Source organism: Arthrobacter sp. H-02-3 (genome assembly GCF_003097355.1).
Taxonomy (GTDB): Bacteria; Actinomycetota; Actinomycetes; order Actinomycetales; family Micrococcaceae; genus Arthrobacter; species Arthrobacter humicola.
The window spans coordinates 24,848-51,258 of record NZ_PYUI01000002.1 but is presented as its reverse complement, the minus strand read 5'-3'; the positions used below and the strand labels follow the sequence as shown (position 1 = coordinate 51,258).

Here is a 26,411-nt window from a genome sequence, read left to right as displayed (position 1 = left end):
CAGCCAACCGAACCCCCACACCAACTGGAAGAAGCGAGGTGGCGCATGAGTTCAACAGCAACCCCGGTGGCGCAGTCCGCCCCGGAGCCGGCGTCCCCCGGCGCCGGAACCACACCCGACACCACACCCGCCGGATCCTCCGGACCCGCCGTCCTGGAACACGACGTCCCGGAACCCGCCGCCCCGACACCCGCCGATCAGCCCGGCACTGGGTCAACGGCCCGCAAGGCCGCCACCGATTACGCCGACTACCGGCTGGTCCCGGCCCGGCACCCGTGGCGCTGGGTCGGCACGGCCGTCGTCGCCTTCGGGGTCGCCGGCATCGCCTGGTCCCTGGCCACGAATCCCCGCTGGGAGTGGGGCGTGGTGGCGCAATGGTTCACCGCGCAGTCGATCGTGAACGGCCTGCTGGAGACCCTCAAGCTGACCGCGATCTCGGGCGCGCTCGGCTTCATCCTGGGCTTCATCCTGGCCCTGATGCGGCTCTCCGCGTCCCCGTTGCTGGTCTCCGTGTCCTGGACGTTCTCCTGGATTTTCCGCTCGACGCCGCTGCTGGTGCAGATGCTGCTCTGGTACAACCTGGGCTACCTCTACGAGAAAATCAGCTTAGGGCTCCCCTTCACGGACGTGCGCTTCTTCGAGGCGCAGACCACCACCCTGATCAGCCAGTTCGCCGCGGCCGTCCTCGGCCTCACCCTGAACCAGGCCGCCTATTCGGCCGAGATCATCCGCGGCGGCATCCTCTCCGTGGACCAGGGCCAGTTGGAGGCGGCCGCCGCGCTGGGCATTCCGGCCTGGCGGCGCTCCACCAGGATCGTCCTGCCCCAGGCCATGCGCGCCATCCTACCCACCGCATTCAACGAGGTCATCGGCCTGGTCAAGGGCACCTCGATCGTCTACGTCCTGGCCTACTCCGAGCTCTTCTACACGGTCCAGGTCATCTACAACCGGACCCAGCAGGTCCTGCCGCTGCTGCTCGTTGCCACGCTCTGGTACATCGTCATCACCTCGGTCCTGAGCGTCTTCCAGTACTACATCGAGCGCCACTACTCCAAGGGCGCCGTCCGCACACTGCCCCTGACCCCGCTGCAGAAGGCCCGCAAGTTCCTCGCCACCCATGCACCCGCAACAAGGGAAACTACCCAGGAAAGAGGCACCCGATGAGCACCTCGGTCCTTCCGGCCGCCGGAGCCCACGAAGCCCTGGAAACCACCGCAGCCCGGGAATCCACCCGGGGCCTCGTTGAGATCACGAAGGTCCGCAAGTCCTTCGGCGCCACGGAAGTCCTCAAGGGCATCTCGCTGACGGTCGAGCCCGGCGGAGTCGCCGTAATCGTCGGACCCTCCGGGTCCGGCAAGTCCACCCTCCTGCGCACCATCAACCACCTGGAAAAGGTCGACGCCGGGTTCATCGCCATCGACGGCACCCTGGTGGGCTACGAGGTCCGGGGCCGCAAGCTGCACGAGCTCCGCGAGAAGGAGATCCTCAGGCAGCGCACCGAAATCGGCATGGTGTTCCAGAACTTCAACCTGTTCCCGCACCTGACCGCGCTGGAGAACGTCACCGAGGCGCCCGTCGTCGCACCCCGTGCCGGCAAACCCCGGCTCTCCAAAGCCGAGGCCCTCGAACGGGGGCTGGAACTGCTGGACCGGGTGGGGTTGAAGGACCGCGCCGGCGCCTACCCCCGCCAGCTGTCCGGCGGCCAGCAGCAGCGCGTCGCGATCGCCCGGGCGCTGGCCCTGGACCCGAAGATCCTGCTCTTCGACGAGCCCACCTCGGCGCTGGACCCGGAACTGGTCAACGAGGTGCTGGACGTCATTCGCGAGCTCGCCAACTCCGGCACCACGCTGATCATCGTCACGCATGAGATGGGCTTCGCCCGCGACGTTGCCGACACGGTCGTGTTCATGGACCAGGGCCAGATCGTGGAGCAAGACACACCCGAAAAGATTTTCACCAACCCGCAGGAAGACCGCACCCGGAGTTTCTTCTCCAAGGTGATCGAGCCCGCTTTCAACATCTAAGGAAACCCATGGCAATCCGTCCCGCCCTCCGCACCGTCCGCCGTCGAAAGCCCGCGGCGCTTCCCGCCGTCGTCCTCCTCGGAGCCCTGTCCGGCACGCTGGCCCTGACCTCCTGCTCCGATCCCGGCGCTTCCGCCGCGTCAGGCGGGCAGCCCGCGACGACGGCGGCGCGCAACGGCGTCGTCTACAACACCTCGCCGGACCAGCAGCGTATCCGGGTCGGGAAGGACGCGGCCGCGGCCGCGGAGGTCCCCGCGCTGATCGGCAAGGACGGCAAGCTCACCGTCGCCACGACGGCGGGCGCGATCCCGCTGTCCTTCCACGCCACCGACGACAAGACCCCGATCGGGGTGGAGGTGGACCTGGCCCAACTGGTCGCCGACAAGCTGGGCCTGGAGCTGGATGTCCAGGTCACTTCCTGGGAGAACTGGCCCCTGAAGACGCAGTCCGGCGACTTCGAGGCCGTGTTCTCCAATGTGGGCATCAACGCCGCCCGCGTGAAGCTCTTCGACTTCTCCAGCTACCGCGCCGCGTACATGGGCTTCGAGGCCAAGAAGAGCTCCACCTACAACATCAGGGGTTCCGATGACATCTCCGGCCTCAAGATCTCCGTGGGCTCCGGCACCAACCAGGAGAAGATCCTGATCGCCTGGAACAAGGAGCTGGAGGCCAAGGGCAAGGCCCCGGCGGTGCTCCAGTACTACTCCTCCGATGCCGACACCATCCTGGCCCTGTCCTCCGGACGCACGGATCTGAACCTGGCGCCCTATCCGTCCGTCACCTACCGGGAAAACACCCGCGACGACCTCAAGGTGGTGGGCAAGGTCAACGCCGGCTGGCCGTCCGAGACCCTTGTCGCGGCCACCACGCTCAAGGGCAACGGCCTGGCCCCGGCCATCACGGACGCACTGAACTCCGCGATCAAGGACGGCTCCTACGCCAAGGTCCTGGACCGCTGGGGACTCTCCGAGGAAGCCCTTCCCGAGTCCAAGACCTTCACCGAGGCAAACTTCGGGACGGGCCCCGCAGGGAAAACAGAGACAGGGAAAACACAGTGAGGTTCCAGGTCCTCGACATCATCCCGCACCTGAAAAACCCCGTCACCGGGGAGATCGTCTCCACCGCGGACCGGCTCAACCAGGTGGTGGAAACGGCGCGCCGGGCCGAGGAACTCGGCTACGACAGCTTCTCGGTCGGCGAACGACATGCGGGCGAGTTCATCTCCTCCTCCCCCACCACGGTGCTCGCCGCCATCGCCGCAGTCACTTCCGGGATCCGGCTGCAAAGCGGCGTGACCGTGCTCTCCGTACTGGATCCCGTGCGGGTCGCCGAGGACTATGCCACGATCGATCAGCTCAGCCGCGGCCGGCTGGAACTCGTGATCGGCAAGGGCAACGAGGTGCTGCAGTACCCGTTGTTCGGCCTGGACCTGGCGGATCAGTGGGAGCTCCTCGCCGAGAAGTACGGCCTGTTGCGCCGGCTGTGGACCGAGGAGAACGTCACATGGTCCGGACGCTTCCGGCCCGCCCTGACCGAGCCCACCACGACGACGCCCCGTCCGTTCGCCGGCGCGCCGCGGGTGTGGCACGGTTCGGCCACCAGCCTGACCTCTGCGGCCCTGGCGGCGCAGTGGGGCGACCCGCTGTTCACGGCCAACGCGATCCAGCCGCGCGAAAACTACAAGGTGCTGATCGACCACTATCGCGAGGAATACGAACGCCACGGCCACGATCCCCGCCACCAGTATCTGGGCTCCGGCTCCGGCGCGGGCGGGGTGTTCATCGCGGACACCACGCAGGAGGCCAAGCGGCAGTTCGGCCCGGTCTATGAGGCCCTTACGACCGGCCGGAACGTTCCCGGGAACAACTCCCCGTACCGCGACATCGACCACGCCGTGGCCGAGGGACCGGCCCTGGTGGGCAGCCCGGAGCAGGTGATCGACAAGATCCTCAGCTACCACTCGCTCTACGGCCATGACCTCCAGTCCATCTCCCTGCCCACCACGCTGCCCTTCGACCAGCAGCTGGAGATCCTGGAGCGGTTCGCGCTCGAGGTCATTCCGGGCGTGCGTGCCGCCGCGCCCACCACACTCTGGGGCTCCGGGGACCCCTACGCGGGGCGTCCCGAGTCCGGCCCCGCCGGCACAACAGGTGCCGAACCCGATGCCGCGGCCCGCGTCGCAGCCGACCACAACACCCACAGGAGCTCGCATGTCTACACCCACTGATACAAGCCACCGCTCCCCGGGGACCGGCACCCCGGGCGCCGGTACCCCGGACCGAGGCTTCGAAGCCGCATGGGCTGACTGGCACGCCGCATACGAACGCCACCGCGCCGATCCCCACGGCTTCCTCGCCGTCACCCACCTGCACTGGCTCGACGCCTCGCCCGCCCGCCTGGACGGCGCGCCCGGCACGTGGAGCGTCGAGGACGACGTCGTCCGCCTGGTCTTGGGGGCAGGCGAACGCGTCCTCCGCGACGGGCAGGAACTGAACCCGGAAGGGACTGGCGTCACCGTGTTCCTCGGCCCGATCTCCGAGCGCGAAGGGCTCAACCTGCGCGTGGAGGACGCAGGAGCCGGACACACCGTGATCGAGCTCGCCAAGCGCGGCGGCCGCTGTGTCGTACGGCCCCGTCATCCCCTCAATCCGCTGCTCACGGGCTACCGCGGCACACCGGCCTACGCACCCGACGCAGAATATTCCGTTCAAGGAATATTCGTCCCGTTCGCCGAACCGCGCCCCACTACGGTGGGCGCGGCGGTCGAGGGAATCCGCCACGTCTATGCGGCACCGGGCGAGATCCGCTTCCGGCTGCACGGTGAGGACCTAAGCCTCACCGCCTTCAACGGCCACGCCCCGGGCACACTGTCCGTGCTGTTCACGGACGCGACGTCAGGCAAGTCCACCTACGCTGCCAACCGCTCGCTCACCGTGCCGGCGCCGGGCCCCGACGGGACAGTTTCTCTGGACTTCAACCGGGCCGTGAACCTGCCGTGCGCCTACACCGACCTCGCCACGTGCCCGCTGCCCCCGGCCGAGAACCGCCTTCCGGTGGCGGTTGAAGCCGGCGAACAGATCCCCTACGAACGTCAGGACGCATCATGAGCACCCTTCCCCCAAATGACCAGCCGCGGGGCCGCGGCCTCCTGCTGCTGGAGCTCGACGGCGCCGGCAGCCACCCGGCCGCGTGGCGGGCTTCCCGCACGGTGCCCGGCGCCGTACTGTCCCCGGACCACCTCCGCGGCGCCGTGCTCGCCGCCGAGTCTGCCGGGTTCCACGCCGCGACGCTTTCCGACCCCGGCCTGCCCGACTCCGCCCTGCCAGGGCAGCCCGGCCCGGATGATACCGCCCGGCTCAACGCCCTGCAGCGTGCCGCGTTCGCCGGTCCCGTGACGCGGTCCCTCGCGCTCATCCCGGAAGCGGACACTGTGTACACCGAGCCGTTCCACATCGCCACCCAGCTGGCCAGCCTGGACTACGTCTCCGGCGGACGGGCCGGCTGGCTCGTGGCGGCGTCGCCGAGCGCGGCCGATGCCGCCGCCGTCGGACGGGACACGGTGCGCGGGGCGGGTCTCTCCCGGGAGGCCGCCGATTCGATCGAGGTCAGCCGCCGGCTCTGGGACTCCTGGGAGGACGACGCCGTGATCCGTGACGTCTCCACCGGGCGCTACCTCGACGTCGACAAGCTGCACTACATCGACGTCGACAACGGCAACTATTCCGTGAAGGGTCCGTCGATCATTCCGCGGCCGCTTCAGGGCCAGCTGCCCGTGCTGGCCCCAGCCGGGCTCCTCACCCCGGAGGCCGTCGCGGCCGGGGCGGCCGATGCGCTCCTCGTCTCGGCCCCGGCGCCCGAGCTCCTGGCCGCCGAGCTCGCGGAGACGCGGGCGCACCTCGCCGCCGGCGGGAGTGAGCCTGCGCTGATCGCCGAACTCGACGTCGTGCTGGACTCCCGTGGCCAGGCCGCCGCGGACAGGCTTGCCGCACTGAACGGCCACACCGCGTGGGAGAGCCCGCGGGCGCGGTTCGTCGGAACGGCCGCCGAGCTGACCGAGCTGCTCACTGAGGTGCTGGCGTGGGCCGACGGCGTCCGCCTGCACCCCGCCGTGCTGGACACAGACCTTGAGGAACTCTCGCGACTGGTCCTGCCGGAGCTGCGCCGCCGCGGACTCCTGGCACCCACTACCCCGGACGCCACCTTCCGCGAGCAGCTCGGGCTGGCGCGGCCCGCCAGCCGATACGCCGCCGCCAGCACCCCGGCGGGCGCCGCGGGCAGCACCTCACCGACCGCCGCCGTCGCCGAAAATTAAGGAGCCCACCATGAGCCACAGCACCACCACCGAATTCACCCCGTCCGGGCAGATCCAGCTGGGTGTCTTCTTCCAGGGCGTCAACTCCGGAACCGTCTGGAAAACAGCCGAATCCGGGTCCCAGACGGACTTCGAATCGTTTCGTCGCATCGCCCAGACCGCCGAGCGCGGCCTGTTCGCTGCGTTCTTCCTCGGCGAGGGCCTGCGGCTGCGCGAGCACCTCGGCCGCCCGCACGCACTCGACGTCGCCGGCCGGCCCGACGCGCAGACGGCCCTGGCCGCCCTCGCCGCCGTGACCACAAACATCGGCCTGGTCGCAACCCAGAACACCACGTACAACGACCCCGCAGACCTGGCACACCGGCTCTCCACGCTGGACCTGCTCTCGGGCGGCCGCGCGGCCTGGAACATCGTGACCACGGACAATGCCTGGACCGGCGCCAACTTCCGGCGCGGCGGCTATCTGGACCACGCGGACCGGTACACGCACGCCGAGGCCTTCGTCGAAACAGCCAAACGGATCTGGGACGCGTGGGACGACGCCGCCATCGCGGCCTCGGCTTCCTCGGCCCGCTGGTCGGCGGAGGGCGCCGTCCGGCGCGTGCGCCACACCGGCCGGCACTACTCCGTGGACGTCACCCCGCGGCTGCCGCGCAGCGCCCAATACCGGCCGGTGCTGTTCCAGGCCGGGGATTCCCCGGAGGGCCGGGACTTCGCCGCCCGCCAGGCGGACGTCATCTTCTCCGCGCACCCGCAGCTCGAAGACGCCTTGGACTTCCGTCGCGACATCGTGGAGCGCACACTCCGGGCCGGCCGGGGCGCCAATGACGTAAAGATCATGCCCGCCAGCGAGTTCATTCTCGCCGCCACGCCCCAGGAAGCCCTCGAGAAGAAAGCCTGGGTCCGCAGCCTGCAGATCGGCCCGCAGCAGGCCATCGCCTACCTCGAGCAGTTCTGGGGACGGGAGCTGCAGGGCTACGACCCCGACGGGCCGCTGCCGGAGATCGACCCCGTGGTGGAGGAAACCTCGGAAACCCGCGGCAGCGGCTTCCACGGCGCCAAGGCCCGCCAGCTCGCGGACCAGTGGCGGGCCGAGGCCAAGGAGAAGGGCCTGTCCATCCGCCAGTTCGTGTCGGCCAAAACCAGCCGGGGCGACTCGACTTTCACCGGCTCCTACACCGAGGTGGCGGACCGGCTGGCCGAGTACGCCCGGACCGGCGCCGTCGACGGCTTCAACATCTCCCCGTGGCTCATTCCCACCGGACTCGATGACATCGTCAACCACCTCGTCCCGGAACTGCAGGAGCGCGGGGTCTACCCGACGCAGTACGCTGGCGGCACGCTGCGGGAAAACCTGGGCCTGGCCACGCCGGTCCGCACGGACGCCGCCGTCGAGGCCAGCCCGGTCACGGCCTAAGGGCCCGCGCCCCCACCGTCGAGTGCTCCGTAACTGCCGTTTTCAGTACCCATAACGGCAGTTACGGAGCAATCGACGTTCCAGGCAAATCACAGGCAGACACAAAGAATCCCCGCCGGAAACGTTCCCGGCGGGGATTCTTTGGCTTCAGCACCATCGATTGCTCCGTAGCCGCCGTTTTCAGACCCCAGAAGGGCGGTTACGGAGCAATCGATTGACTGGCTACTTCTTCGGCAGGCCCGGCGGGTTCAGCTCCGACTTCGCTACGGCCTCGTCGGAAAGCCCCCAACGGTCCAGGATCTTGGCGTAGCTGCCGTCCTGGATGAGGTGGTTCAGTCCGGCCTGGGCCGCAGCGGCAAGGCCGTTGTCCTTCTTGGTGGTGACGGCGATGTTGGCCTTCAGCGGCCAGCCGCCGGCCACCAGGCCCACCAGCTTGGTCTTGGCGTCCGTGGCGGCCTTGTAGGCTGACGTGGCGTTGGGACCAAAGGTGAGGTCCGCACGGCCGGACTGGATGGCCAGCTGGGAGGCGGAGTCGTCGTCGTAATACTGGAAGTCCACGGGCTTGAGGCCGTTCTTCTTGTTCTCCTCATCCCAGCGCAGGAGGATCGCTTCCTGGTTGGTGCCGGAGCCGACGATCACGCGTTTGCCCGCGACATCCGGTGCCGACTCGACCTTGGTGATGCCACTGTCCGCCTTGGCGTAGAAGCCCAGTTTGTCCTCGCGATAGCTGGCGAAGTCGAACTTGAGCTTGCGCTCCTCCGTGACGGTGACGTTGGAGAGCACGGCCTCATACTTCCCGGATTCGACGCCGAGCGGCCAGTCGGCCCACGCGGTCGGAACGATGTCCGCCTCCAGCCCCAGGGACTCGGCCAGTGCGACGGCGATGTCCACCTCGTTGCCCACCGGCGTCTTGTTGTCGGTCGCGTAGACGGCCAGCGGCGCCGCGAACGGGCTCACGGCCACGGTCAGCTTCCCGTCCTTCTTGATGGTGTCCGGGACAAGCTTGGCTGCCGCGGCGTCCACTGTGACCTTGATGCGGTCCTGCTGCGGCGAGAGGTTGAACTGCTTGACACCGGAGGAGGACGACGGCGCCGCCGTGGTGCCGCTGGCAGCTGCGGCACCGGGATCGGAGCAGGCCGCAAGACCCAGGAGGGTGCTGGCCGCTAGGGCGACAGTGACACCCGATTTGAATGCAAGACTGGACATGTTTTCCCCTTGAGAGTAGTTGTCGGTGGTGCTGGTGCCAGCAACTATCCGGGGCCTACGAAAGCCGGTCAAAGCGCCGTGAAACCGGGTGAAACCAAGGGATACAGGCGGTAACAGCCGTTCATCCGGAGTCCGCTGGCGGGGCCTGGAAGGGCCCAGTGTTACCGCACGTTGCACTTCGTGACGCGGCGGGACGGAATTGTTCACGGCGGGGCTCAACTGGCCTAGCCTGCATAGAAGACCGGCAGAAAGACAACGCGACACAGGAGGGGTGAACTTGTCAGTGAGCACGCCGCGCATTGCGCACCGGACCACGCACCGGCTCAGCATCAACGCCCCGGCGGACCTGGTCTTCAGCATGCTGCGGGACGCCTCGCACTGGCCGTACCTCGACGGACTGACGGTCTATTCGGAGCGCGTCAGCGGCGACGAGACCACGCACGAGCTCCGAACGTCGGTGGTGTCCAACGGCTCGCTCAGTTCAAGCCACTGCTGGCGCGTCTTTGATGCCGCCCGCCACCGCGCGGAGTTCCAGCAACTGAATCTGGAAGCACCGCTCCAGCAGCTCGGCGGCGACTGGGAGATCCGGCAGGCGGACGGGCTCACGGTGGTCACGCTCAATCACGCGTTCGAGGTCGACGACGAGCACCTCGCCGAGCGGATCAATCAGATCATCGAGGACTACAGCCGGCGCGAACTCGAGGCGCTCCGTGCCAGCTGCGAACGGCTGTCCATCCTGCTGCAGCACCACGCCCCGCAGGGGCAGCCCGCAGATGGGTCCACGGCTCAGCCCACGGCAAGGGAGGCCTGAATGTCAGAGGACAGGTTTACGACCGAACGGGACAACTTCGGCCGGCTCCTCGCTGACCGTGACGTATGGCGGCAGGCCACCTCAATCGCGGCCGCCGGAGAACTGACCGCCCGCTGGCTCGAGGGCAACAGCCAGTACCAGCCGGGGGTCTTCTCCCCAGGGTTCGACGACGAGACCACGGCCATTGCCGGCGAGCTCGCCCGGCTCAACCGGAACGGACTCTTCACCAAGGAATCCCAGCCGGGCGTGGAGGTCGAAGGACTCGCGCAACGGGCCTACGTGACGGCGTTCTGCAGCCCGGAGACGGCGTCGGCGCTGCTGGCGTTGTCCACCCGGACCGAACTGGTGACAGTGGTCCACGCCCCCGGGGAAGCCAGCAGTGCCTCCATTCCGGTGACCGTTCAGGACGACGCCGTCGTAACCGTACTGGGCAGCAGCGAAGAGCCTGTCGGCGAAGACCAGCTCAGGGACTGGGCAGCCGAGTCCAACGACACCCTAGCCCTCGTCCTGGCGGATGCCTGGTACGTGGAAATCTTCGACCCCGTCTGGGGCAGGAACGATGTCCTGCTGCCCGCCGTGTTTGAGGCGCTGCAAAGAGATTAGTCCGCCGGAGCGGGCACTGTGCGGCCGGGACCATCTTGCCTAGCGGGAGGTCACATGTCGGTGGCATCCCAGCCGATGCTGGCGGCCTCGTCCAGGGTGCGGGACTCGAAGTGCTCGAGCATGTCCTTCATTGCCTCGACGCTCTGCTTGAACAGGGCAGAATCCCGCCACTGCTCTATCTGTTCCAGGGAATCCCAGGGACCGGTGCTGATGAACCGGTTCTTGACGTCACGGTCGTGCATGAGCACGGCTTTGGCGTTGGGAAAATCTTCCTTGGTTTTCCGGGCCAGATCCCGCCAGGCCTGCACAAAATCGTTCTCGCGGCCGGGATGCACCAGCCAAATTCCGAGCGTGTAAACAGACACGTCGACCACCTCCATGCTCCGTACAGGGTTGATACGGCGATTATGTTCCTGTCCCCCGCACGGCGGTAGGGCCGGATTGCCCGAGGCGTCGCTGCCGCCCGTCACCGAACCGTTGTATGGGTCGGGGCGGAAGGCCTAGCATGTGGGCAGAGCCCCGCTCTGGGGCCAGCCTCGGACCATCCATCGTCGGGTAGCGGGCACACCTGCGGAGGCCAAGATCCTGGGCATCACAGGAGAGGGAAAACCATGAGCAAATATCTGTTCGAAGCAAACTACGTGGGCGACGGCATTAAGGGCCTCATGCGTGAAGGCGGCACGAAGCGGCGTGATGCGGTGGTGGAAGCCCTCAAGTCGGTGGGCGGCACCCTCGAATGCTTCTACTACGCCTTCGGGGACACCGACGTCCTCGGTGTCTTCGACATCCCCGATCAGGCCAGCGCCGCCGCCCTGTCGCTCATGATCAATTCCACCGGTGCCGTGAGCCTGACCCTCAAGCCGCTCATGACGCTGCAGGATCTTGACGCAGCAGCCAGCAAGACGCCGTCGTACCGGCCGCCTGGGCAGTAGATCAGCACTGCGGTCCCGCCGCGGCCACCCCGGGACCCGCCCGCGGCGTTGCGGGTCCCAGGTCCAGTAGGCTCGGGGCATGTCACTGAGCAGGTCACTGGGCAAGCTGCGCGGCGGGGGAAGACATTCTCTGCGGGGCGTGGCGCTGCTGTTGGCTGTGGCCGGCGCGGCAACGGCTCTGGCGGCGTGTGAGTACTCGGACGACGTGGGAGGTCCGACGACGGCGCCCACCAGGACGCGCCGCGCGGCGCCTCCGCCGCCGTCCCCTGTGGGTCCGGAACTCGCCATGGCGGAGACCCGCAACCTTCACGACCTCGGGGCCGTCCTCGGCGCCCGGCCGGACGGGATCGTCCTGGAAGGCGCCGGCGGGCTCGGCGGCGCCGGGGTGCGCAAGGCGGTCAAGGCTTTACCGAAGGGGACGTACACGGTGACGGCCGCCTGCGTCGGCGCGCCCACCGGCGACATTTCGATTACCCAGGACGGCCTCCGGGACGGCGGGAAACTCGAGCTGGCTCTCGACTGCGGAAAGGCGACGCAGGCACAGGTGGACCTAGCCGCGGGGCCGGTCTACGCCCAGGCCTATCGGCGCACGACCGGGCCCGGCGCCGGCGAAGTGGCAGGTTTCTGGATGGTCCCGGCCACCCCGGGATCGTAGCCCGATCCCGGCCGGGACCATCCGCGTCACGTCCTCCGCGACAAAACCATTTACTCAAAACCACCGGCTCAAAACCACCGATGATTGGGCGTCCAGTTGCGGGGCCCTTCGGGTGGGTGGAGGGACCCCGCAACGGCAGTGCCGGTGTTTGGAACTGGGTGCTACGTGGCGCTGTTGTATTCCTCGTCGGTGACGAGGTCGCCCCATTCGGACTCCGGCTGGTCGCTGTCGGGACCGACGCCTTCCCACATGGCAAGGTGCGTCATGAAATGATCCGGTGCGGCGCCGTGCCAGTGCCATTCGCCTGGCGGGGTGTAGATGGTGTCGCCGGGCCGTATCACGGTCACTTCGCCGCCGCGGGCCTGGACCAGGCCGACGCCTTCGGTGACGTGCAGGGTCTGCCCGACGGCGTGCGAGTGCCAGGCCGTGCGGGCGCACGGGGCAAAGTGCACCGCGTTGACACGCATGCGGGACGGCTCGGGCTGCGGGGCCGCGATGACGTCAAACCAGACGTCGCCGGTGAACATGTGCCCCGGACCCTTGACGCTCGGCTTCTTGGCTTGGATTTCCACTGGCACTTCCTCTAGTTCAGGGTGGCGGTATCGATCACGAAGCGGTACCGGACGTCCGAGGCGAGGACGCGCTCGTAGGCGTCGTTGATCTTGCCGGCCGGGATCACCTCGATCTCGGCACCCAGGCCGTGCTCGGCGCAGAAGTTGAGCATCTCCTGGGTTTCACGGATGCCGCCGATCATCGAGCCGGCGAAGGAACGGCGGCCGCCGATGAGGGCGAATGCGTTCACCGGGAGCGGCTCGGCGGGGGCGCCGACGTTGACCAGGGCGCCGTCGAGGGCCAAAAGCTGCAGGTAGGAGCTGATGTCGATCGAGGCGCTGACCGTGTTGATGATCAGGTCGAAGCTGCCGGCGAGCTCGGTGAAGGTGTTCTCGTCGCTCGTGGCGTAGTAGTGGTCGGCGCCCAGGCGCAACCCGTCTTCCTGCTTCTTCAGCGACTGGGAGAGGACCGTGACCTCGGCGCCCATGGCGTGGGCGATCTTGACGGCCATGTGGCCAAGCCCGCCCAGGCCGACGACCGCGACCTTCTTGCCGGGGCCGGCGCCCCAGTGGTGCAGCGGCGAGTAGGTGGTGATCCCGGCGCACAGAAGCGGCGCGGCGACGTCGAGCTCGATGCCCTCGGGGATGGTGACCACGAAGTCCTCGGTCACCACCACGTGGGTGGAGTAGCCGCCCTGGGTGATGGTGCCGTCACGGTCGACCGCGCCATAGGTGCCGGTGTTGCCGGAGAGGCAGTACTGCTCCTCGCCGGCCTGGCAGTTGACGCACTCGCCGCAGGAATTGACCATGCAGCCGACGCCGACCCGGTCTCCGACAGCGTGCTTGGTGACGGCGGAGCCGATCTCGGCGACAATTCCGGCGATTTCGTGGCCCGGGACCAGCGGGTAGGACTGGGGCCCCCAGTCGCCGCGGACGGTGTGGATGTCCGAATGGCAGATCCCGGCGAACTTGATCTCGATCAGGACATCATGCGGGCCCACATCGCGGCGCTCAATCGTGGTGGGGACGAGCGGCTCGGTCGCGGAGGGTGATGCGTAAGCGTTGACGGTGAGCAATGAATCTCCTGCTTGTTGGTCTTTGGGGGGTGGTTCCGTCGTTGGGGGTTGTTCAACGGAACACCATCCATCAAACCGTGGATCGCGCCCCCAAGGGAGTCCCTGCTGATAGGGGTACTGGCAGGGTCTCCCTTAGGGGGCCGTAGCGCCTAACGTTGATGCCATGGATAATCGAGACGCGGTCCGCGAGTTCCTTGCCTCGCGCCGGGCGAAAATCTCCCCCGAGCAGTCGGGGCTGCCGGTCTACGGGGCCAAACGCCGGGTGCCTGGGCTGCGCCGCGGGGAAGTCGCCATGCTGGCCGGCGTCAGCGTCGAGTATTACACGCGTTTGGAGCGGGGAAACCTGTCCGGGGTGTCGGAGGGTGTGCTGGAAGCCGTGGCCAGGGCCCTGCAACTCGACGACGCCGAACGGTCCCACCTCTTCGATCTGGCCCGGGCGGCGGCCCCGGGGAGTCGGGCCCGACGTCGTCCCCGGCCTGCGGAGTCCGTGCGGCGGAGCGTTCAGCTGTCGCTAAACGCCATCACCAGCGCGCCGGCCTTTGTGCGGAACGGGCGCATGGACATCCTCGCGGCCAATCCGCTGGGCTACGCCCTGTATTCGGAGATGTATGCGGGCGCCGCCCGCCCGGCCAACCATGCCCGGTTCATCTTCCTGGACGCCCGCTCGCACAGCTTCTACCCGGACTGGCAGCGTGCGGCGAATGACACCGTGGCTATCCTGCGAACCGAGGCCGGCCGGGACCCCTATGACCGCGGGCTGACCGACCTCGTCGGCGAGCTCTCGACCAGGAGCGAGGAATTCCGCACCCTGTGGGCAGCGCACAATGTGCGCGAGCACTACACCGGGGTCAAGAACCTGCACCACCCGGTGGTCGGGGACCTTCACCTGATGTATGAGGCGATGGATGTCTCGGCCGACGCCGGGCTGTCCCTGCTGATCTACACGGCCGAGCCAGGCTCGGCGTCAGAGGATGCATTGCGGCTCCTGGCCAGCTGGGCCTCGACCAACCGGCGGGTCAAGGAAGCCGAGGCCGCTGCCGCTGTAGACAAGGTGTAGGTGCGGACAAGGCTTAGCGGCCCGGACACTGCTGACGAACGCTAGCCGCGCCCCGGCCGCGGCTGTCACGTCAGGGCCGAAATGCCGTCCGTGTATCCGTCGGGCCGGCTGACGCTGGCGGCGAAGTTGCTCAGCCAGGCCATGGCGTCGTCCCGGGACGTGAAGAACTCGTGGGGATACCGGGTGTGCCGGCTCATTGCCGCCGCGACTACTCGGTCCACGGTGCTGGATCCGAGCACCGCAATCGCCACAACACCCGCAGTCTGCGCGAACTCGTACCTGGCCGCCGCGCTGATCTCCACGTCGGTCATTTCAGAGAGCATCGGCATCGGGATTCCCCCGCTGATCTGCTCGACGGCCCGCATGGCGTCCCTGGCGTCGTGGACGTCAACAATGGAGCCGGGCAACCAGACCGATGTGATGATGCCCGCGCTGACGCTCAGCACGTTCTTCCCATTAGCAGCGGCTATATGTCCTGACATCATCGTGACCATTCTAGGCCCGGCCCTCGTGCGCCAAGGCTATGCGGCCCGGTGCGCGTGGCGGACCGCAACGGTGCGTGGCCGGGGCCGCCCTGGCGCCTGCCTAAAGGGGACATGTCCTCCGGCGCTACCCAGACTTCCTGCTTTGCCACGCAATGAACAGGTTCCTCGCCGCGCACCCGGAACGGACATGTCCCGCGGCCAACTTGGGACATGCCCCGTGCTAGGCATGAGCAATGGACACAGTGGGTTTATGTCCATCGCCGGGCGTCAGGGGAGGGCATGTCCCGTGGATTGAGGCTCCGCTGGCCCGGGAAGCCTCCCGTGGGCGCGGGCGTCAGACCTTCCGGTGGATCGACTTATAGCTCAGATAGGCGTTCAAGCCCTCGATGCCGTATTCGGTGCCGAGGCCGGAGTCGTGCCGTCCGCCGAAGGGTGCGGCATGGTTGGAGGCGAAGAAGTTGATGCCCACCGATCCTGTGTCCATCCGGTCCGCGACGGCCAGCGCAGCCTCCGGATCCGTCCCGAACACCAGCCCGCCCAGGCCGAACTCGGTGTTGTTGGCCAGCTCAACCGCCTCATCGACACTGCTGTCGGCGTCGTCGTACTGCAGGATGCAGATCACCGGGCCGAAGATCTCCTCGCGGGAGATCCGCATGTCCGGCGTGACGTCGGCAAACACGGTGGGCTCCACGAAATACCCGCCTTCGAGGCCGCCGCCGAGGGTCGCCGCCCGGCCTCCGGTGGTGGCCCGGGCGCCTTCGGCCAGCCCCGACTCCACGTACTCCAGCACGGTCCGGTACTGCGATTCCGTGGCGCACGGCCCGAAGACGGTCCCGGGATCCAGCGGATCCCCCTGCTTGCCGGCGGCGATCGTGGCGGTGACCATGTCCACCACTTCCTCGTATCGGCTGGCCGGGGCAAGGATCCGGGTGGAGATATAGCAGGTCTGCCCGGTGTTGCGCATGGAGGAGCGGATCAGGACCTTGGACATGGCGTCCAGATCCGCGTCCGGCATCACGATCGCGCTCGACTTCCCCCCGAGTTCCAGGGTGACGGGACGCAGCAGCTCCCCGCAGGCGGCGGCGATCTTCCGGCCCACCGGCGTGGAGCCCGTGAAGGCCACCTTGTCCACGCCAGGGTGTTTGACCAGTGCGTCGCCCAGCCGGCCGGAGCCGGTGACGAGGTTGACCACGCCGGCCGGAACTCCCGCGGCGGCCACGGCGTCGATGATCACCCGGAGGGACAACGGGGTGGGCGACGCCGGTTTGATCACCACCGTGCAGCCTGCCAGCAGCGCGGGGGCCAGCTTGATGACCACGAGGTTGATGGGGAAGTTCCAGGGCGCGATCAGCGCGCACACGCCGATGGGATCGCGCCGGACCACGGATTCACCGCCGCCGCGCGGGAATGCGCGCACGTCGTCGCGCTCGAGATAGCCGGCGAGGGTCGCGAAGTACCGGAAGATGCCCGCGGCGTTCGCTGCCGCGCCGGAGGATTCGGAGACGGGCGAGCCGTTCTCCCGGGTGTTGGTGAGCGAGAGCTCGTCGGCGCGTTTCTCCACTTCCTCGGCGATGCGCACCAGATAGGCGGCCCGCTCGGAGGGCGCGAGCCGCGGCCACTCGCCCTGGAAGGCGCGTTGGGCGGAGCCGACGGCGGCGTCCACGTCCTCCGGAGTGCCGTCCGGGACGGAGCCCCATACTTCGCCGGTGGCCGGGTCGGTGACCGGGTTGCGGCCGGTGCCCCGGGCCGGCGTCCAGGCCCCGTCGATGAAGATGCTGTCCACGTGGGTGTGCGGCAGGGTCAGTGCAGCGCGTGCGGCCAGTGCGGGGGCGGACGACGGCGATGTCGCCTCCCCCGGCGCCGTCCCGCCCGGCGCCGGAGCCCCGGCGGGCATCGAAACGGGCGTCCCGGCGGGGGTGCCGGCGTGGTGCGTGGCGGAGGTCATCGGATCACCGCCGTCTTGAGCAGGGCGGTGGAGCGGGCCAGGTCCGCGACGGCCATGTCGTGCGCCGCCTGGGTAATGAGTTCGGGCACGATTTCCGTGGCCAGCCTGTCCGTGTAGGTGGCCGGGTCCATCCCGAACCAGGAGGATGCCAGGGCGATCCCGGCGTGGTCGAAGCGCCACAGCCTGTCCGCGTCGCGCATCAGCGCGTCCTCCAGCGAGTGGGCCGCGGGGCGGGTGTCGTGGCCGTCGATGATGTCGCAGACCCGCTCCACGAACTCGGCGGAGTAGCCCAGGCCCGGGAGCACGCGTCGGGCGACGTCGCAGCCCTGTTTTTCGTGTTCATAGCGGATCGCGGCCTTGCGCCAGTCGCCGGCGAAGCCTTCGGAGATGATCCGCGATTCGTCCACGTGGGCCCAGCCGGTGTCGTGCAGCAGCGTGGCCACGCGTACGAGCTCGGCATCGGCATCGGGGTAGGCCCGGCAGAGCCGCTCGGCGAAGGCGAGGGAGATCGGTAGGTGGATGTCGTTGCCGCGGGTGCGGGTCTCGTGCACCACGGCACGCCACAGCGGGTCGAGTTCCTCCAGCGCGGCCGGCGTCGTGGCGATCGGGGCGGTGTCCACCGGTCCCGGCGCAGGGACGGGCCGGACCGGGTAGGCGGCGGCAAAATCCGCAGTCGCGGAATCAACAGCCGCGGGATTGGCGTCGGCCCGGTGGGCGGCGGCAGCGGCGGCAGTCCCGGCTGCGCGGCCGGCGTCGGCAACCGGGGTCTTGGGGGTGGTCATAATGCTCCTTCGGGGGCGGCCAGCCGCAGGGCTAGCTGTCCGTCGTGATCGTCTTGAGGGGTGTGGCCGGATCGGCGGCAGCTTCCGCGGGGATGTTCTGGCCCTTGGCCAGGGCGTTCTTGACGGCCATGAAGTCCAGCGGCGCATTGACGCAGTCCGCGGCGATGATCCGGCCTTGGCGGTAGTAGAGGACGCTGAATTTCCCGCGCTCCGCGTCGCGCCGCAGCACGGTCTGGTCGTAGCCATTGCAGAGGCCGGCGATCTGGAGTTTGAGGTCGGCCTGATTGGACCAGAACCACGGGATGCCGGCGTATTCCTCGCGCCGGCCGGTGAGCGAGTAGGCCGCCACCTTGGCGTGTTCGATCGCGTTGTTGACGCTTTCCAGCCGGATCCGCTCCCCCGGCGCCGAGCCGGGCACCGGATTGGGCATGTTGGCGCAGTCGCCGATCGCCACCGTGGTGCCGTCCGAGGCCAGCGCGAAGCGGTCCACGACGATCCCGTTGTCCACGGCCAGGCCGAGCTGTTCGGCCAGCTGGGTGTTGGGGATGACGCCGATCCCGATCAGCACGATCTGTGCGGGCAGCACGGTGCCGTCCTGGAGTTCGACGCCGGACACCGTCCGGTGACCGTCCGCTGGCGTGTCGTTCGCGGTGAAGCGTTTGGCGCTCGTGGCGAGCCGGATGTCCAGGCCGCGGGCGCGGTGTGCCTGCAGGAAGTACTCGGCGGTTTCCTCGCCGACGGCGCGGCCCACCAGTCGCGGGCCGAATTCGAGCACGGTGACGTTCTTGCCCATCTTCTGCAGGCTGGACGCGGCTTCGAGGCCGATGAAACCGCCACCGATCACCACGACATCGTGAGCGTCCCCTACCCGGGCCTTGAGGGCCAGGGCGTCGTCGGCGTTGCGCAGGTACAGCACGCCGTCGAGGTCCCCGCCCTCGATTTCCAGCTTCCGGGCCCGGGCGCCCACGGTAAGGGCCAGGCGTTTGAAGGGGAACTGCCCGCCCGAGGAGGAATGGGCAACGCCGGAGCCGTCCGCTTCCTTATCGATCTTGACGATGTATTCGCCCTTGATCAGGTCCACGTTGTGATCGGCCCAGTATTCGTTGGACCGGAAGATCAGCGATTCGCTCTCCACCGTGCCCTGCAGGAACTCCTTGGACAGGGCCGGGCGCTGGTAGGGGCGGTGGTCCTCGTCGCCGAGCAGGGTGATGTGCTCGTCGAAGCCGAGGGCCCGCAGCGATACCGCGAGCTGGACGCCGGACTGGCTCGCACCGATGATGAGCAACCCGGTGCGGGCCGGGGTGCCCGACGGCGTTGCGTCCTCAGCTGCCGCCGCGGGGGCGGCCTGCTCAACCGCGTTGGTGCCCATGGCTATACCTGGGTTTCCGGGGTGGTGACGAACAGTTCGAACTCATCGGTGAGGCGGAGCTGGCAGGACAGCCGCGAGTTGTCCTCGCGGTCCACGGCGGTGCCGTAGAGCATCTCGTCCTCCATGTCCTCCATCGCCGGGAGCTGTGAGAGGCAGTCCTCGCGGACGAAGACGTGGCAGGTGGCGCAGGACAGCGAGCCGCCGCATTCGGCGACGATGCCGGGGACGCCGTTGCGCACCGCGGTCTCCATGACGGAGTCGCCGGCGTTGCCCTGGACGTCGCGGACGGCGCCCTCGGCGTCGGTGAAATGAACCGTTGGCATTGGTCCTCCTTGGGGATGAACTTGGGGTTGAAGTCGGGAAGTTGGCAAAAAGGGCAGAGTCAGATGAACTGGCGGCCGCCGTCGACCACCATGGTCTGGCCCGTGTAGTAGGAGCTGTCCGGCCCGGCCAGGAAGAGCGCCGCGCCCACGATGTCCTCCGGCTGGCTGGCCCGCTTGATGGCGCCCCGGTCCACCCCGTAGTTCTCGGCGTTCTCCATTAGCCCGTAGCTGGCCTCGGTGAGGGTGAAGCCGGGGGCGATCGCGTTGACCGTGATCCCCCGGCGGCCCAGTTCCTTGGCCATCACCCGGGTCAGGGCCACCACGCCGCCCTTGGAGGCGACGTAGTGGAGCCACTGTTCCGAGCCGCTGAAGATCGTGGCGCTGGAGAGGTTGATGACGCGGCCGCCCTCGGGCAGGTACGGGCTGGCCGCCCGGGTCACGAGCCAGGGCCCCTTGAGGTTCACGTTCATTACCAGGTCCCATTCGGCCGGATCGATGTCCTCGAACGGGCTGCGGGTCACCCCCGCATACACGGCGGCGTTGTTCAGCACGACGTCGATGCTCCCGTTGCCGAAGTCCGCGCAGCTTTTCGCGAGGGCCTCCGTGGAGTCGAGGCTGGTGACGTCGGCGTGGAAGGCGGCCGCCTCGGCCCCGGTGTCCAGGACCAGCTTGGCCGTTTCCTCCGCGCCGTCAAGGTTCACGTCCGCCACCGCCACGCGGTAGCCGCGGCGGCCGAAGCCGAGCGCGAACGCCCGGCCCAAGCCGCCGGCGGCGCCGGTGATCAGGACGGTGCGGGCAGGCCGGCCCGCACCGTCATATTCCGCAGCAGGCATGTTCGAGTCATTCATCCGCTGGTCAGACATGGCTATGGCTGTGGGCCCCGGGCCCGGCGACCTGGAGCTCCGGTTCCCCGGTATCGGGAATCAGCGCGTCGAGGATCTGGACTGTGCCCTTGGTCCCGTCCACCCGCAGCCGCTGGCCGGTCTTGATGGTGGTGGACGCCGATCCGGTCCCGGTCACGGCCGGGAGGCCGTATTCGCGGCAGACGATGGCCGCGTGGCTCATCATGCCGCCGATGTCCGTGACGGTGGCCTTGATCTTGCCGAAGATCGGGCCCCAGGACGGCGCGGTGACGGTGGCGACGAGGATTTCTCCCTGCTGCACCTCGGAGAGCTGGTCCGCGTCGGTGACAACGCGGGCCAGGCCTTCCACGACGCCGGGCGAGGCCGCCATGCCGCGCAGGCCGCCGCCTTCGACCGCTTCTCCGGCGCCCAGCCACTGCTGGACCTGCTCGGTGGTGATGCCCCAGAGCATCCGGGTGAAGGGTTCGGTGATGGATTCCGGCGGGGTGTTCAGCGCCGGGGCCGGGCGGGCGGTCTTGAGCGCGTCCACTATTCCGCGGCGTCGCTCGATCTCCTCCGGCCAGTAGTCGGGACCGATCGGCTTGGCGCCGACGCCCCAGCCGGTGACGAGGTCGAACAGGGCGTCACGGACCTCGTTGCGGCCCAGATAGAGGAGGTCGTCCGGTTCGGTCCAGAAGCCCTCGGCCTGCATCATGCGGCTGAGTTCACGGATCTTGCGCCAGAAGACGCCCATGGTCCAGTGCTCGATGTAGAAGTTGTGGTTCTCCACATACGGGTAGGCGGTGGCGGCGAGCCCGCGCTTGGCGTCGAAGAGGGCCTGGTTTTCGCCTTCCAGGAGGTCCCGGTATTCCTCGATGATGCGGTCGCGTTCGGTGATCAGGGCCTCGACCGGGCGCATGATTTCCTGGCCGTCGTCCACCCGGCGGATGTAGTCCGCGATGTAGCCGAGCGGGATTTCCTGGTGTTCGTTCCAGTACTTGTCGTGGCCGTAGAAGCCGTTGCCCACGGTGAAGTTGAACCACGGGTCCTTCGCGCCCTCGTACTGGGCCATCCAGCGGTCCCCGCCGGGGGCGGCTGCGACGGCTCCCAGGGTGGCGTCGACGTCGTCGGTGTTACCAAAGTGGGACTGCAGCCCGAGTTCGACGGCGAGCTTGGCGAGCTGCTTGAGCTCGTCATCCGGGCGGAAGAGCTCCATGTCCACGCCCTGCACCATGGTGGCGATGGACTGGTCCGGGATGTTGGGGAACACCTGCTTGCAGAAGTTGAAGAAGTCCAGGTAGGCGATGTAGCCGAGGTTGAGGAACTCGAAGTGGTACTGCCAGTTCTGGTAGGCCAACTGGATCAGCCGGTCGTAGCTTTCCAGCAGCTTCTCGGAGCCGTCTTTGCCCTTGCCGGAGAGGATGTCCTCCATGGGGACCATGTCCGGGAGCCTGGGGAAGGAGATGGTTTCCATCTCATCGATGGTGCCCTTGACCTTGACGTGCCACTGCTTGAGGAGCTGCTCCCAGTTCTGGAAGTAGTGGCCCACGCGCTGCTCGAACAGGGGCACGCGGGCGGCGATCTGGTCCGCCGGGACCGGGATGGGCGACATGTAGAGGTAGCCCAGGTGGATGCGGAACTCGATGCCGTTGGCGTTGGGGATCATCAGGTGACGGGCGTTGTACTGGCCCAGGCACTTAACCGCGAACTCGCCGCCGATCGTCTCGAAGGGCTTGAACACGGTAGGCCAGTGCTGGCTGTCGCAGAACCAGAACTTGGCGTCCTCCTGCTCCTTGAGCTTGTCCTGGAAGACCAGATAGTACGGGTAGATCTTTTCCCAGCCCTCGGCGCCGGCGGGAACCGGAAGCTCGGAGGGCTTGGGGAAGGACTTCAGGGACATGGCGGTCCTTTCAATACGGGCTCAGCATTGAGCCTGGGTGACGGAGCGGACTAGCGGGTCAAAACGTCTAGAAGGAGGGCTTGAGCAGCGAAGCGGTGATGCTGCCGAGGCTGAATCCTGGAGCCGACGACGGCGTGGCGGACGACGGCGCGTTGCCGGCCGGCGGCGTCGTGGCAGCGGGTGAGGCGGCGGGTGCGGGGCTGAGTCCGCTGAAGTAGCCGCCGGCAACGGCCGAGGACGGGACAACTGGCTTGGAAGAGTGCACAGTTTCCGGGCGGGACTGCAGCAGGAGCAGGTTTTCGCCGTCCGGCAGATCAGCGTCGAGGGCCCATTCGATGTCCTGCGGGCACTTGTAGTGCTTCTCGGCACGCTTGGCCATCTGCGCGACGGCGGTGAGCTCGGCATCGGTGAGGCTGCGGCGGCCGCGGCGTTCGGCATCGACCTCACGCTCCACCAGACGGCCGGCCGCGGCATCCGGGACGAGTTCGGCATGTTTGTCGCCGAGATGTTCGGAGACGACGGCCAGGGTGACCTTGTCCAGCATGATGTTATCCGGCGTGACCTGGCCCGAAACCACCATCTCCCCGACCCCGTAGGAGGAGTCGATGGTGATCTTGGAGCGGTCGCCGTTGGTGGGGTCCATGGTGATCGCGACGCCGGAGACGCGCGCGTTGACCATCTTCTGCACCACCACGGCCATCGAGAGGCCCTCGTTGGGAATGTTGTTCTTAAGCCGGTAAATGATGGCGCGGGAGGTGAACAACGAGGCCCAGCACTGGCGGATGTGCTCGGTGACCGCCTTGACGCCGTCGAGCCAGAGATAGGTGTCCTGCTGGCCGGCGAAGGAGGCGTCCGGGAGGTCCTCCGCGGTGGCGCTGGAGCGGACGGCCACCGGGACCGGCGCCTCGAAGCGGGCCATCAGGGACTCGTACGCGGTGACGGTGAGTTCGCGCAGGGCCTGCGGCACCTGGCGGGAGCGGATATCCTCGCGGATGGCGGCGGCGACCTTGTCCACCTGGGCCATGTCCTCGGGGTCCAGGCCGGCGAGGAGCTCGTGGATGTCCCGGGTGATGCCGGCTTCCTCCATGAAGGCGTCGAACTGGGCGGTGGTGACCACGAAGCCGGGCGGGACGGGCATGCCGGCGGAGGTCATGGTGACCAGCGAGGCGCCCTTGCCGCCGAGGTTTTCGAGCTTCGGTTCAATGCCGCCGTCGAAGAACTGGATGTATTCGTTGCTGTGCATATTTCTCAGGCCTTCCAGCTGACGGGGACGGTCTCGGGGACGCGGAAGGAGAGGTTCTCGCGGAAGGCGATGGCTTCCGGGTTCTCCAGCTGCAGCTCCGGGGCGAGCCGGGCCACTTCCTCAAGGGCGATTTTGGCCTGGAGCTTGGCGAGCATGTTGCCCAGGCAGTAGTGGATGCCGAACCCGAAGGACAGGTGCTCGCGGGCGTTGGGCCGGGTGATGTCAAAGTCCTCGCCGGCGTCAAACTTCGTGTCGTCCCGGTTGGCCGAGCCCATCAGGAGCAGCAGCTGGGCGCCTTCCTTGATCGCGACGCCGCCGACTTCGGTGTCCTTGAGGGCCTTGCGGCGCCAGCCGACGATCGAGCCCGCGTAGCGCAGGACTTCGTCGATGGCGGCGGGGATCTTCTTGGGGTCCTCCACAAGCTGCTGCCACTGCTCGGGGCGGGCCAGGAGTTCGCGGAGGGCGTTGGAGATCAGGGTGGTGGTGGTCTCGTGGCCGGCGAAGAGCAGGCTGTAAAGGACCGAGGCGATCTCGTGGTCGGAGATTTCGGCGCCTTCCTGTTGCGCCTTGACCAGGTCCGCGGTGAGGTTATCGCCGCCGGACTCGTGGGCCACCCGGACCAGGCGAAGGCATTCCTGCCAGTACTCCACGAGGTTGTGGGCGTGCGGAATCTGTTCCTCGTCGCTGAGGTCGCCCCAGGTCATGGCGGCACGGGAATCGCTCCAGCGCTTGAAGGTGTCCACCTGGGAGACGTCGGCGCCGATCAGGGTCAGGATGGTGATGGTGGGGACGTCGTAGGCGAGGTCCTTGACCATGTCGCCGCGGTGTTCCGGCCGCGCGAGCATCGTTTCGAGCAGCTCGACGACGTTCTGCCGGATGAAGGGCTCCAGGGCCTTGTAGCGGCGGGGCGTGAAGGCCTTCTGGACCACGGCGCGGATGCGTGTGTGCTCCGGCGGGCGGCGGGCGGAGAGGCCCGAGTAGGCGGTGAAGCCGCCGTCGTCCATGATCTTCTTGGCCGCGGCGCCGCGTTCACGGACGGGCGCCTGGGCGTTTTCACTGGAGAAGGTCTCCCAGTCCTCAAAGACGGCTTTGATGTCGTCATAGCGGGAGACGACATAGAGGCCGATCCGCTCGTCGAACATGACGGGCTGCTCGGCCCGGAGTTCGGCGTAGGCGGGGAAGGGATTCTTCATCTGGAACGGCTCGTAGCCGTGGTGCCCGGCGGGGGCTTCGGCGCCGTGCCCGAAGGGACAGCGGCCGGCCGTTTCAGTCGACGATGACATCTGGGCTCCTTGGTGTTCGGTCCCGCCGGCAGCGCCACTGCATGCCGCGGGTTCTTATTCACCAGTGTGGCCCCGATCACGCCGGAATGGCAGGGCTCACTTCCACTGAGCGGAAGCCAGTTGATGCAGGGCCTGTTGCCGCCAGGGATCCCGGCCTAGTCCGTTCCCGCAACATTGCTGCCCAGCAGCGTTTCCAGCGGGATCCGGGCGGTGGCGCGCTCGATCTGCGCCGCGATGCCCCTCAGGACCGGCAGGTGGCGGGTCATCGTGGCGGCCTGGTTGGTGGGCAGCACCAGCCCGATCGCGGCGCCGATCCTGCCGGTATGGAAGACCGGGACGGCGATGGAGCAGGATCCCAGCCGGACCTCCTCGAGGGTGGTGGCGTAGCCCTGCTCCCGGATCTGGGCGAGTTCGGCCGCCAGCTTCTGCGGGTCAACGTGGGTGTGCGCGGTATGCCGCTCGAGCTGCCGGTTCAGGTAGGCGTCGCGGACCCAGTCCTCCTCGAAGGCCAGGATGACTTTGCCGACGGCGGTCGCGTGCATGGGCAGGCGGCCGCCGACGCGGGAGGCCCGCGGCACCCGCTTGGAGCCGTAGACGCGGTCGATGTAGAGCACCTCGTGGCCGGCCCGGACCGCCAGGTGCGCGGTTTCGCCGGTGAGCGAGAAGAGGTCCTGAACGTACGGCCGGGCCGCGTCGCGGAGCTGGCGGCCGGTGTTCTGGGCGAGCTCCCAGAGGCGGATGCCGAGCTGATAGCGGCCGTTGGGCTCCCGCGAGAGAAGGCCCCAGTCAGTGAGCTCGTTGACCAGCCGGTGCGCCGTACTCAGCGGGAGCTTGGATTTTTCGGCGATGTCCGTCAGGCTGAGGGCTCCCCGGGACTTTTCGAAGGCTTCCAGGATGGAGAGGACCTTCGAGGTCACCGTCCTGCCGGGTTCGCGGCTGCCGCCGGCCATCGTGACCTCCTCGTCGGGGATGAGCGTGGATCCGAGTCTAGAACGGAGAGACGGAGTCTGCATGACGGGGAGTTCGCTAGGCGGTCCGCGCCGCCCGGCTAGCATGCATCGATGAATATCAATATACTGATGAATGTGACGCACTCGTTCGCAAGCCGCATCCCCTGGGACAGCTGCCTCAATGAGGACGGCACAGGGTTTCGGCACTGGATCGAACCACCGCAAGAGCCAAGGAGAACTGCATGCCTGCCATCCGAATCTATGAATCCGCTCTCTGCTGCGACACCGGCGTCTGCGGCCCCGACGTCGACCAGTCCCTGGTGGACGTGACCGCAAACGTGCGCCACCTTCAGGGCCTCGGCGCCGACATTGCGCGGCACAATCTGGCCAGCGACCCGCCGGCCTTCGCTAAGGATGAGACGGTCCGCGGCTACATGCACACCGTCGGATCCAAGGGCCTGCCGCTCACTGTCGTAGACGGCGTCACCGTCGCCACCGGCGCCTACCCGAGCAGGGGGCAGTTGCTGACGTTCGCCGGACTCGGCGAAGCGGCAGAAGAGCCGACCCCGCGCCCGGAGTTGGGCCTCACCGAAAAGAAGTCCGGCGGCTGCTGCGGCGGCTCCACGAGCTGCTGCTAAGTTCCGG

The 26,411-nt window shown here is 67.9% G+C and carries 27 protein-coding genes; 13 read left to right on the top strand and 14 right to left on the bottom strand.

Annotated features, from left to right (window positions below; translation table 11 throughout):
- Positions 1-45 precede the first annotated feature (45 nt).
- From C9424_RS02640 to C9424_RS02610, 7 genes are read left to right on the top strand one after another with little or no spacing between them, the layout of a single operon-like run.
- Positions 46-1,164: an amino acid ABC transporter permease gene (locus C9424_RS02640; protein WP_116765404.1), complete on the top strand. Its 1,119-nt coding sequence runs from the start codon at positions 46-48 to the stop codon at positions 1,162-1,164.
- Positions 1,161-2,024: an amino acid ABC transporter ATP-binding protein gene (locus C9424_RS02635; RefSeq protein WP_237563261.1), complete on the top strand. Its 864-nt coding sequence runs from the start codon at positions 1,161-1,163 to the stop codon at positions 2,022-2,024. The genes C9424_RS02640 and C9424_RS02635 overlap by 4 nt, the downstream gene beginning before the upstream one ends.
- An 8-nt stretch (positions 2,025-2,032) precedes the next feature.
- Complete coding sequence (locus C9424_RS02630; RefSeq protein WP_116765403.1) at positions 2,033-3,082, top strand: ABC transporter substrate-binding protein; 1,050 nt, start codon at positions 2,033-2,035, stop codon at positions 3,080-3,082.
- Complete coding sequence (locus tag C9424_RS02625) at positions 3,079-4,251, top strand: LLM class flavin-dependent oxidoreductase (RefSeq protein WP_116765402.1); 1,173 nt, start codon at positions 3,079-3,081, stop codon at positions 4,249-4,251. The genes C9424_RS02630 and C9424_RS02625 overlap by 4 nt, the downstream gene beginning before the upstream one ends.
- Positions 4,235-5,131, top strand: a complete 897-nt coding sequence (locus C9424_RS02620) for a DUF1684 domain-containing protein (RefSeq protein ID WP_116765401.1) — start codon at positions 4,235-4,237, stop codon at positions 5,129-5,131. Before C9424_RS02625 ends, C9424_RS02620 begins: the two co-directional genes overlap by 17 nt.
- On the top strand, positions 5,128-6,336 hold the full coding sequence (locus tag C9424_RS02615; protein ID WP_116765400.1) for an LLM class flavin-dependent oxidoreductase: 1,209 nt from the start codon (positions 5,128-5,130) through the stop codon (positions 6,334-6,336). The genes C9424_RS02620 and C9424_RS02615 overlap by 4 nt, the downstream gene beginning before the upstream one ends.
- A 10-nt stretch (positions 6,337-6,346) precedes the next feature.
- Positions 6,347-7,753 (top strand): NtaA/DmoA family FMN-dependent monooxygenase, encoded by a 1,407-nt coding sequence (locus C9424_RS02610; protein WP_116765399.1) that lies wholly within the window; start codon positions 6,347-6,349, stop codon positions 7,751-7,753.
- 222 nt (positions 7,754-7,975) lie between these two features.
- Here C9424_RS02610 and C9424_RS02605 read toward each other — a convergent pair whose 3' ends face one another.
- A complete protein-coding gene (locus C9424_RS02605; RefSeq protein ID WP_116765398.1) occupies positions 7,976-8,959 on the bottom strand; it encodes an ABC transporter substrate-binding protein in 984 nt (327 codons plus the stop codon).
- Between the two features lie 283 nt (positions 8,960-9,242).
- On the opposite strand from C9424_RS02605, the gene C9424_RS02600 reads away from it, so the two are divergent.
- Complete coding sequence (locus C9424_RS02600; protein ID WP_116765397.1) at positions 9,243-9,770, top strand: SRPBCC family protein; 528 nt, start codon at positions 9,243-9,245, stop codon at positions 9,768-9,770.
- Entirely contained in the window at positions 9,771-10,373 is a 603-nt protein-coding gene (locus tag C9424_RS02595) for a DUF6919 domain-containing protein (protein ID WP_116765396.1), read from the top strand. It begins immediately after the preceding gene.
- A 50-nt stretch (positions 10,374-10,423) separates the two neighbouring features.
- On the opposite strand, the gene C9424_RS02590 is transcribed toward C9424_RS02595, so the two are convergent.
- Positions 10,424-10,738, bottom strand: a complete 315-nt coding sequence (locus C9424_RS02590; protein WP_237563260.1) for an antibiotic biosynthesis monooxygenase — start codon at positions 10,736-10,738, stop codon at positions 10,424-10,426.
- 246 nt (positions 10,739-10,984) lie between these two features.
- Between C9424_RS02590 and C9424_RS02585 the strand changes: the two genes are divergently transcribed.
- Together C9424_RS02585 and C9424_RS21275 are read left to right on the top strand one after the other, a co-directional pair.
- Positions 10,985-11,305, top strand: a complete 321-nt coding sequence (locus tag C9424_RS02585; protein WP_116765394.1) for a GYD domain-containing protein — start codon at positions 10,985-10,987, stop codon at positions 11,303-11,305.
- Between the two features lie 79 nt (positions 11,306-11,384).
- Positions 11,385-11,960 (top strand): hypothetical protein, encoded by a 576-nt coding sequence (locus C9424_RS21275; RefSeq protein WP_133247471.1) that lies wholly within the window; start codon positions 11,385-11,387, stop codon positions 11,958-11,960.
- A 161-nt stretch (positions 11,961-12,121) separates the two neighbouring features.
- Here C9424_RS21275 and C9424_RS02575 read toward each other — a convergent pair whose 3' ends face one another.
- Complete coding sequence (locus C9424_RS02575) at positions 12,122-12,532, bottom strand: (R)-mandelonitrile lyase (RefSeq protein WP_116765392.1); 411 nt, start codon at positions 12,530-12,532, stop codon at positions 12,122-12,124.
- Between the two features lie 11 nt (positions 12,533-12,543).
- The gene (locus C9424_RS02570; protein WP_116765391.1) at positions 12,544-13,587 is read right to left on the bottom strand and encodes an NAD(P)-dependent alcohol dehydrogenase; all 1,044 of its coding nucleotides are present in this window, start codon (positions 13,585-13,587) and stop codon (positions 12,544-12,546) included.
- Positions 13,588-13,750: 163 nt separating this feature from the next.
- Between C9424_RS02570 and C9424_RS02565 the strand changes: the two genes are divergently transcribed.
- Positions 13,751-14,644, top strand: a complete 894-nt coding sequence (locus C9424_RS02565; protein ID WP_116765390.1) for a helix-turn-helix transcriptional regulator — start codon at positions 13,751-13,753, stop codon at positions 14,642-14,644.
- Positions 14,645-14,709: 65 nt separating this feature from the next.
- On the opposite strand, the gene C9424_RS02560 is transcribed toward C9424_RS02565, so the two are convergent.
- The 10 genes from C9424_RS02560 to C9424_RS02515 form a co-directional block, all read right to left on the bottom strand.
- Entirely contained in the window at positions 14,710-15,129 is a 420-nt protein-coding gene (locus tag C9424_RS02560) for a DUF7793 family protein (RefSeq protein ID WP_202615748.1), read from the bottom strand.
- Positions 15,130-15,463: 334 nt separating this feature from the next.
- Positions 15,464-17,074: an aldehyde dehydrogenase family protein gene (locus C9424_RS02555; RefSeq protein WP_237563259.1), complete on the bottom strand. Its 1,611-nt coding sequence runs from the start codon at positions 17,072-17,074 to the stop codon at positions 15,464-15,466.
- Positions 17,071-17,856, bottom strand: coding sequence for an HD domain-containing protein (locus tag C9424_RS02550; protein WP_116765388.1), 786 nt, complete (start codon positions 17,854-17,856; stop codon positions 17,071-17,073). Before C9424_RS02550 ends, C9424_RS02555 begins: the two co-directional genes overlap by 4 nt.
- Positions 17,857-17,887: 31 nt before the next feature.
- A complete protein-coding gene (locus tag C9424_RS02545) occupies positions 17,888-19,225 on the bottom strand; it encodes an NAD(P)/FAD-dependent oxidoreductase (protein ID WP_116765387.1) in 1,338 nt (445 codons plus the stop codon).
- A gap of 2 nt (positions 19,226-19,227) precedes the next feature.
- A complete protein-coding gene (locus tag C9424_RS02540; protein ID WP_116765386.1) occupies positions 19,228-19,548 on the bottom strand; it encodes a 2Fe-2S iron-sulfur cluster-binding protein in 321 nt (106 codons plus the stop codon).
- Between the two features lie 59 nt (positions 19,549-19,607).
- Positions 19,608-20,381 carry an SDR family NAD(P)-dependent oxidoreductase gene (locus C9424_RS02535; RefSeq protein WP_091255243.1) on the bottom strand — a complete coding sequence of 258 codons (774 nt, stop codon included), beginning with the start codon at positions 20,379-20,381 and terminating at the stop codon, positions 19,608-19,610.
- Positions 20,382-20,403: 22 nt separating this feature from the next.
- A complete protein-coding gene (locus tag C9424_RS02530) occupies positions 20,404-22,290 on the bottom strand; it encodes a PEP-utilizing enzyme (RefSeq protein WP_116765385.1) in 1,887 nt (628 codons plus the stop codon).
- 67 nt (positions 22,291-22,357) lie between these two features.
- Positions 22,358-23,533 (bottom strand): PEP/pyruvate-binding domain-containing protein, encoded by a 1,176-nt coding sequence (locus C9424_RS02525; RefSeq protein WP_116765384.1) that lies wholly within the window; start codon positions 23,531-23,533, stop codon positions 22,358-22,360.
- Positions 23,534-23,538: 5 nt separating this feature from the next.
- Positions 23,539-24,816 (bottom strand): cytochrome P450, encoded by a 1,278-nt coding sequence (locus C9424_RS02520; RefSeq protein ID WP_116765383.1) that lies wholly within the window; start codon positions 24,814-24,816, stop codon positions 23,539-23,541.
- A gap of 155 nt (positions 24,817-24,971) precedes the next feature.
- Positions 24,972-25,766: an IclR family transcriptional regulator gene (locus tag C9424_RS02515; protein ID WP_116765382.1), complete on the bottom strand. Its 795-nt coding sequence runs from the start codon at positions 25,764-25,766 to the stop codon at positions 24,972-24,974.
- A 242-nt stretch (positions 25,767-26,008) separates the two neighbouring features.
- Between C9424_RS02515 and arsD the strand changes: the two genes are divergently transcribed.
- Positions 26,009-26,404, top strand: a complete 396-nt coding sequence (arsD, locus tag C9424_RS02510) for an arsenite efflux transporter metallochaperone ArsD (RefSeq protein WP_116765381.1) — start codon at positions 26,009-26,011, stop codon at positions 26,402-26,404.
- The last annotated feature ends 7 nt before the right edge of the window (positions 26,405-26,411 follow it).

What these genes read in the sequence shown, in the direction of transcription:
- C9424_RS02630 (WP_116765403.1), top strand. Translation starts at nt 2,033, where the DNA reads ATGGCAATCCGTCCCGCCCTCCGCACCGTCCGCCGTCGAAAGCCCGCG.
- C9424_RS02535 (WP_091255243.1), bottom strand. Translation starts at nt 20,381, where the DNA reads ATGCCTGCTGCGGAATATGACGGTGCGGGCCGGCCTGCCCGCACCGTC.
- C9424_RS02555 (WP_237563259.1), bottom strand. Translation starts at nt 17,074, where the DNA reads ATGACCTCCGCCACGCACCACGCCGGCACCCCCGCCGGGACGCCCGTT.
- C9424_RS02550 (WP_116765388.1), bottom strand. Translation starts at nt 17,856, where the DNA reads ATGACCACCCCCAAGACCCCGGTTGCCGACGCCGGCCGCGCAGCCGGG.
- C9424_RS02640 (WP_116765404.1), top strand. Translation starts at nt 46, where the DNA reads ATGAGTTCAACAGCAACCCCGGTGGCGCAGTCCGCCCCGGAGCCGGCG.
- C9424_RS02605 (WP_116765398.1), bottom strand. Translation starts at nt 8,959, where the DNA reads ATGTCCAGTCTTGCATTCAAATCGGGTGTCACTGTCGCCCTAGCGGCC.
- C9424_RS02610 (WP_116765399.1), top strand. Translation starts at nt 6,347, where the DNA reads ATGAGCCACAGCACCACCACCGAATTCACCCCGTCCGGGCAGATCCAG.
- arsD (WP_116765381.1), top strand. Translation starts at nt 26,009, where the DNA reads ATGCCTGCCATCCGAATCTATGAATCCGCTCTCTGCTGCGACACCGGC.
- C9424_RS02615 (WP_116765400.1), top strand. Translation starts at nt 5,128, where the DNA reads ATGAGCACCCTTCCCCCAAATGACCAGCCGCGGGGCCGCGGCCTCCTG.
- C9424_RS02515 (WP_116765382.1), bottom strand. Translation starts at nt 25,766, where the DNA reads ATGGCCGGCGGCAGCCGCGAACCCGGCAGGACGGTGACCTCGAAGGTC.
- C9424_RS02595 (WP_116765396.1), top strand. Translation starts at nt 9,771, where the DNA reads ATGTCAGAGGACAGGTTTACGACCGAACGGGACAACTTCGGCCGGCTC.
- C9424_RS02560 (WP_202615748.1), bottom strand. Translation starts at nt 15,129, where the DNA reads ATGATGTCAGGACATATAGCCGCTGCTAATGGGAAGAACGTGCTGAGC.
- C9424_RS02585 (WP_116765394.1), top strand. Translation starts at nt 10,985, where the DNA reads ATGAGCAAATATCTGTTCGAAGCAAACTACGTGGGCGACGGCATTAAG.
- C9424_RS02520 (WP_116765383.1), bottom strand. Translation starts at nt 24,816, where the DNA reads ATGTCATCGTCGACTGAAACGGCCGGCCGCTGTCCCTTCGGGCACGGC.
- C9424_RS02635 (WP_237563261.1), top strand. Translation starts at nt 1,161, where the DNA reads ATGAGCACCTCGGTCCTTCCGGCCGCCGGAGCCCACGAAGCCCTGGAA.
- C9424_RS02540 (WP_116765386.1), bottom strand. Translation starts at nt 19,548, where the DNA reads ATGCCAACGGTTCATTTCACCGACGCCGAGGGCGCCGTCCGCGACGTC.
- C9424_RS02545 (WP_116765387.1), bottom strand. Translation starts at nt 19,225, where the DNA reads ATGGGCACCAACGCGGTTGAGCAGGCCGCCCCCGCGGCGGCAGCTGAG.
- C9424_RS21275 (WP_133247471.1), top strand. Translation starts at nt 11,385, where the DNA reads ATGTCACTGAGCAGGTCACTGGGCAAGCTGCGCGGCGGGGGAAGACAT.
- C9424_RS02525 (WP_116765384.1), bottom strand. Translation starts at nt 23,533, where the DNA reads ATGCACAGCAACGAATACATCCAGTTCTTCGACGGCGGCATTGAACCG.
- C9424_RS02530 (WP_116765385.1), bottom strand. Translation starts at nt 22,290, where the DNA reads ATGTCCCTGAAGTCCTTCCCCAAGCCCTCCGAGCTTCCGGTTCCCGCC.
- C9424_RS02620 (WP_116765401.1), top strand. Translation starts at nt 4,235, where the DNA reads ATGTCTACACCCACTGATACAAGCCACCGCTCCCCGGGGACCGGCACC.
- C9424_RS02565 (WP_116765390.1), top strand. Translation starts at nt 13,751, where the DNA reads ATGGATAATCGAGACGCGGTCCGCGAGTTCCTTGCCTCGCGCCGGGCG.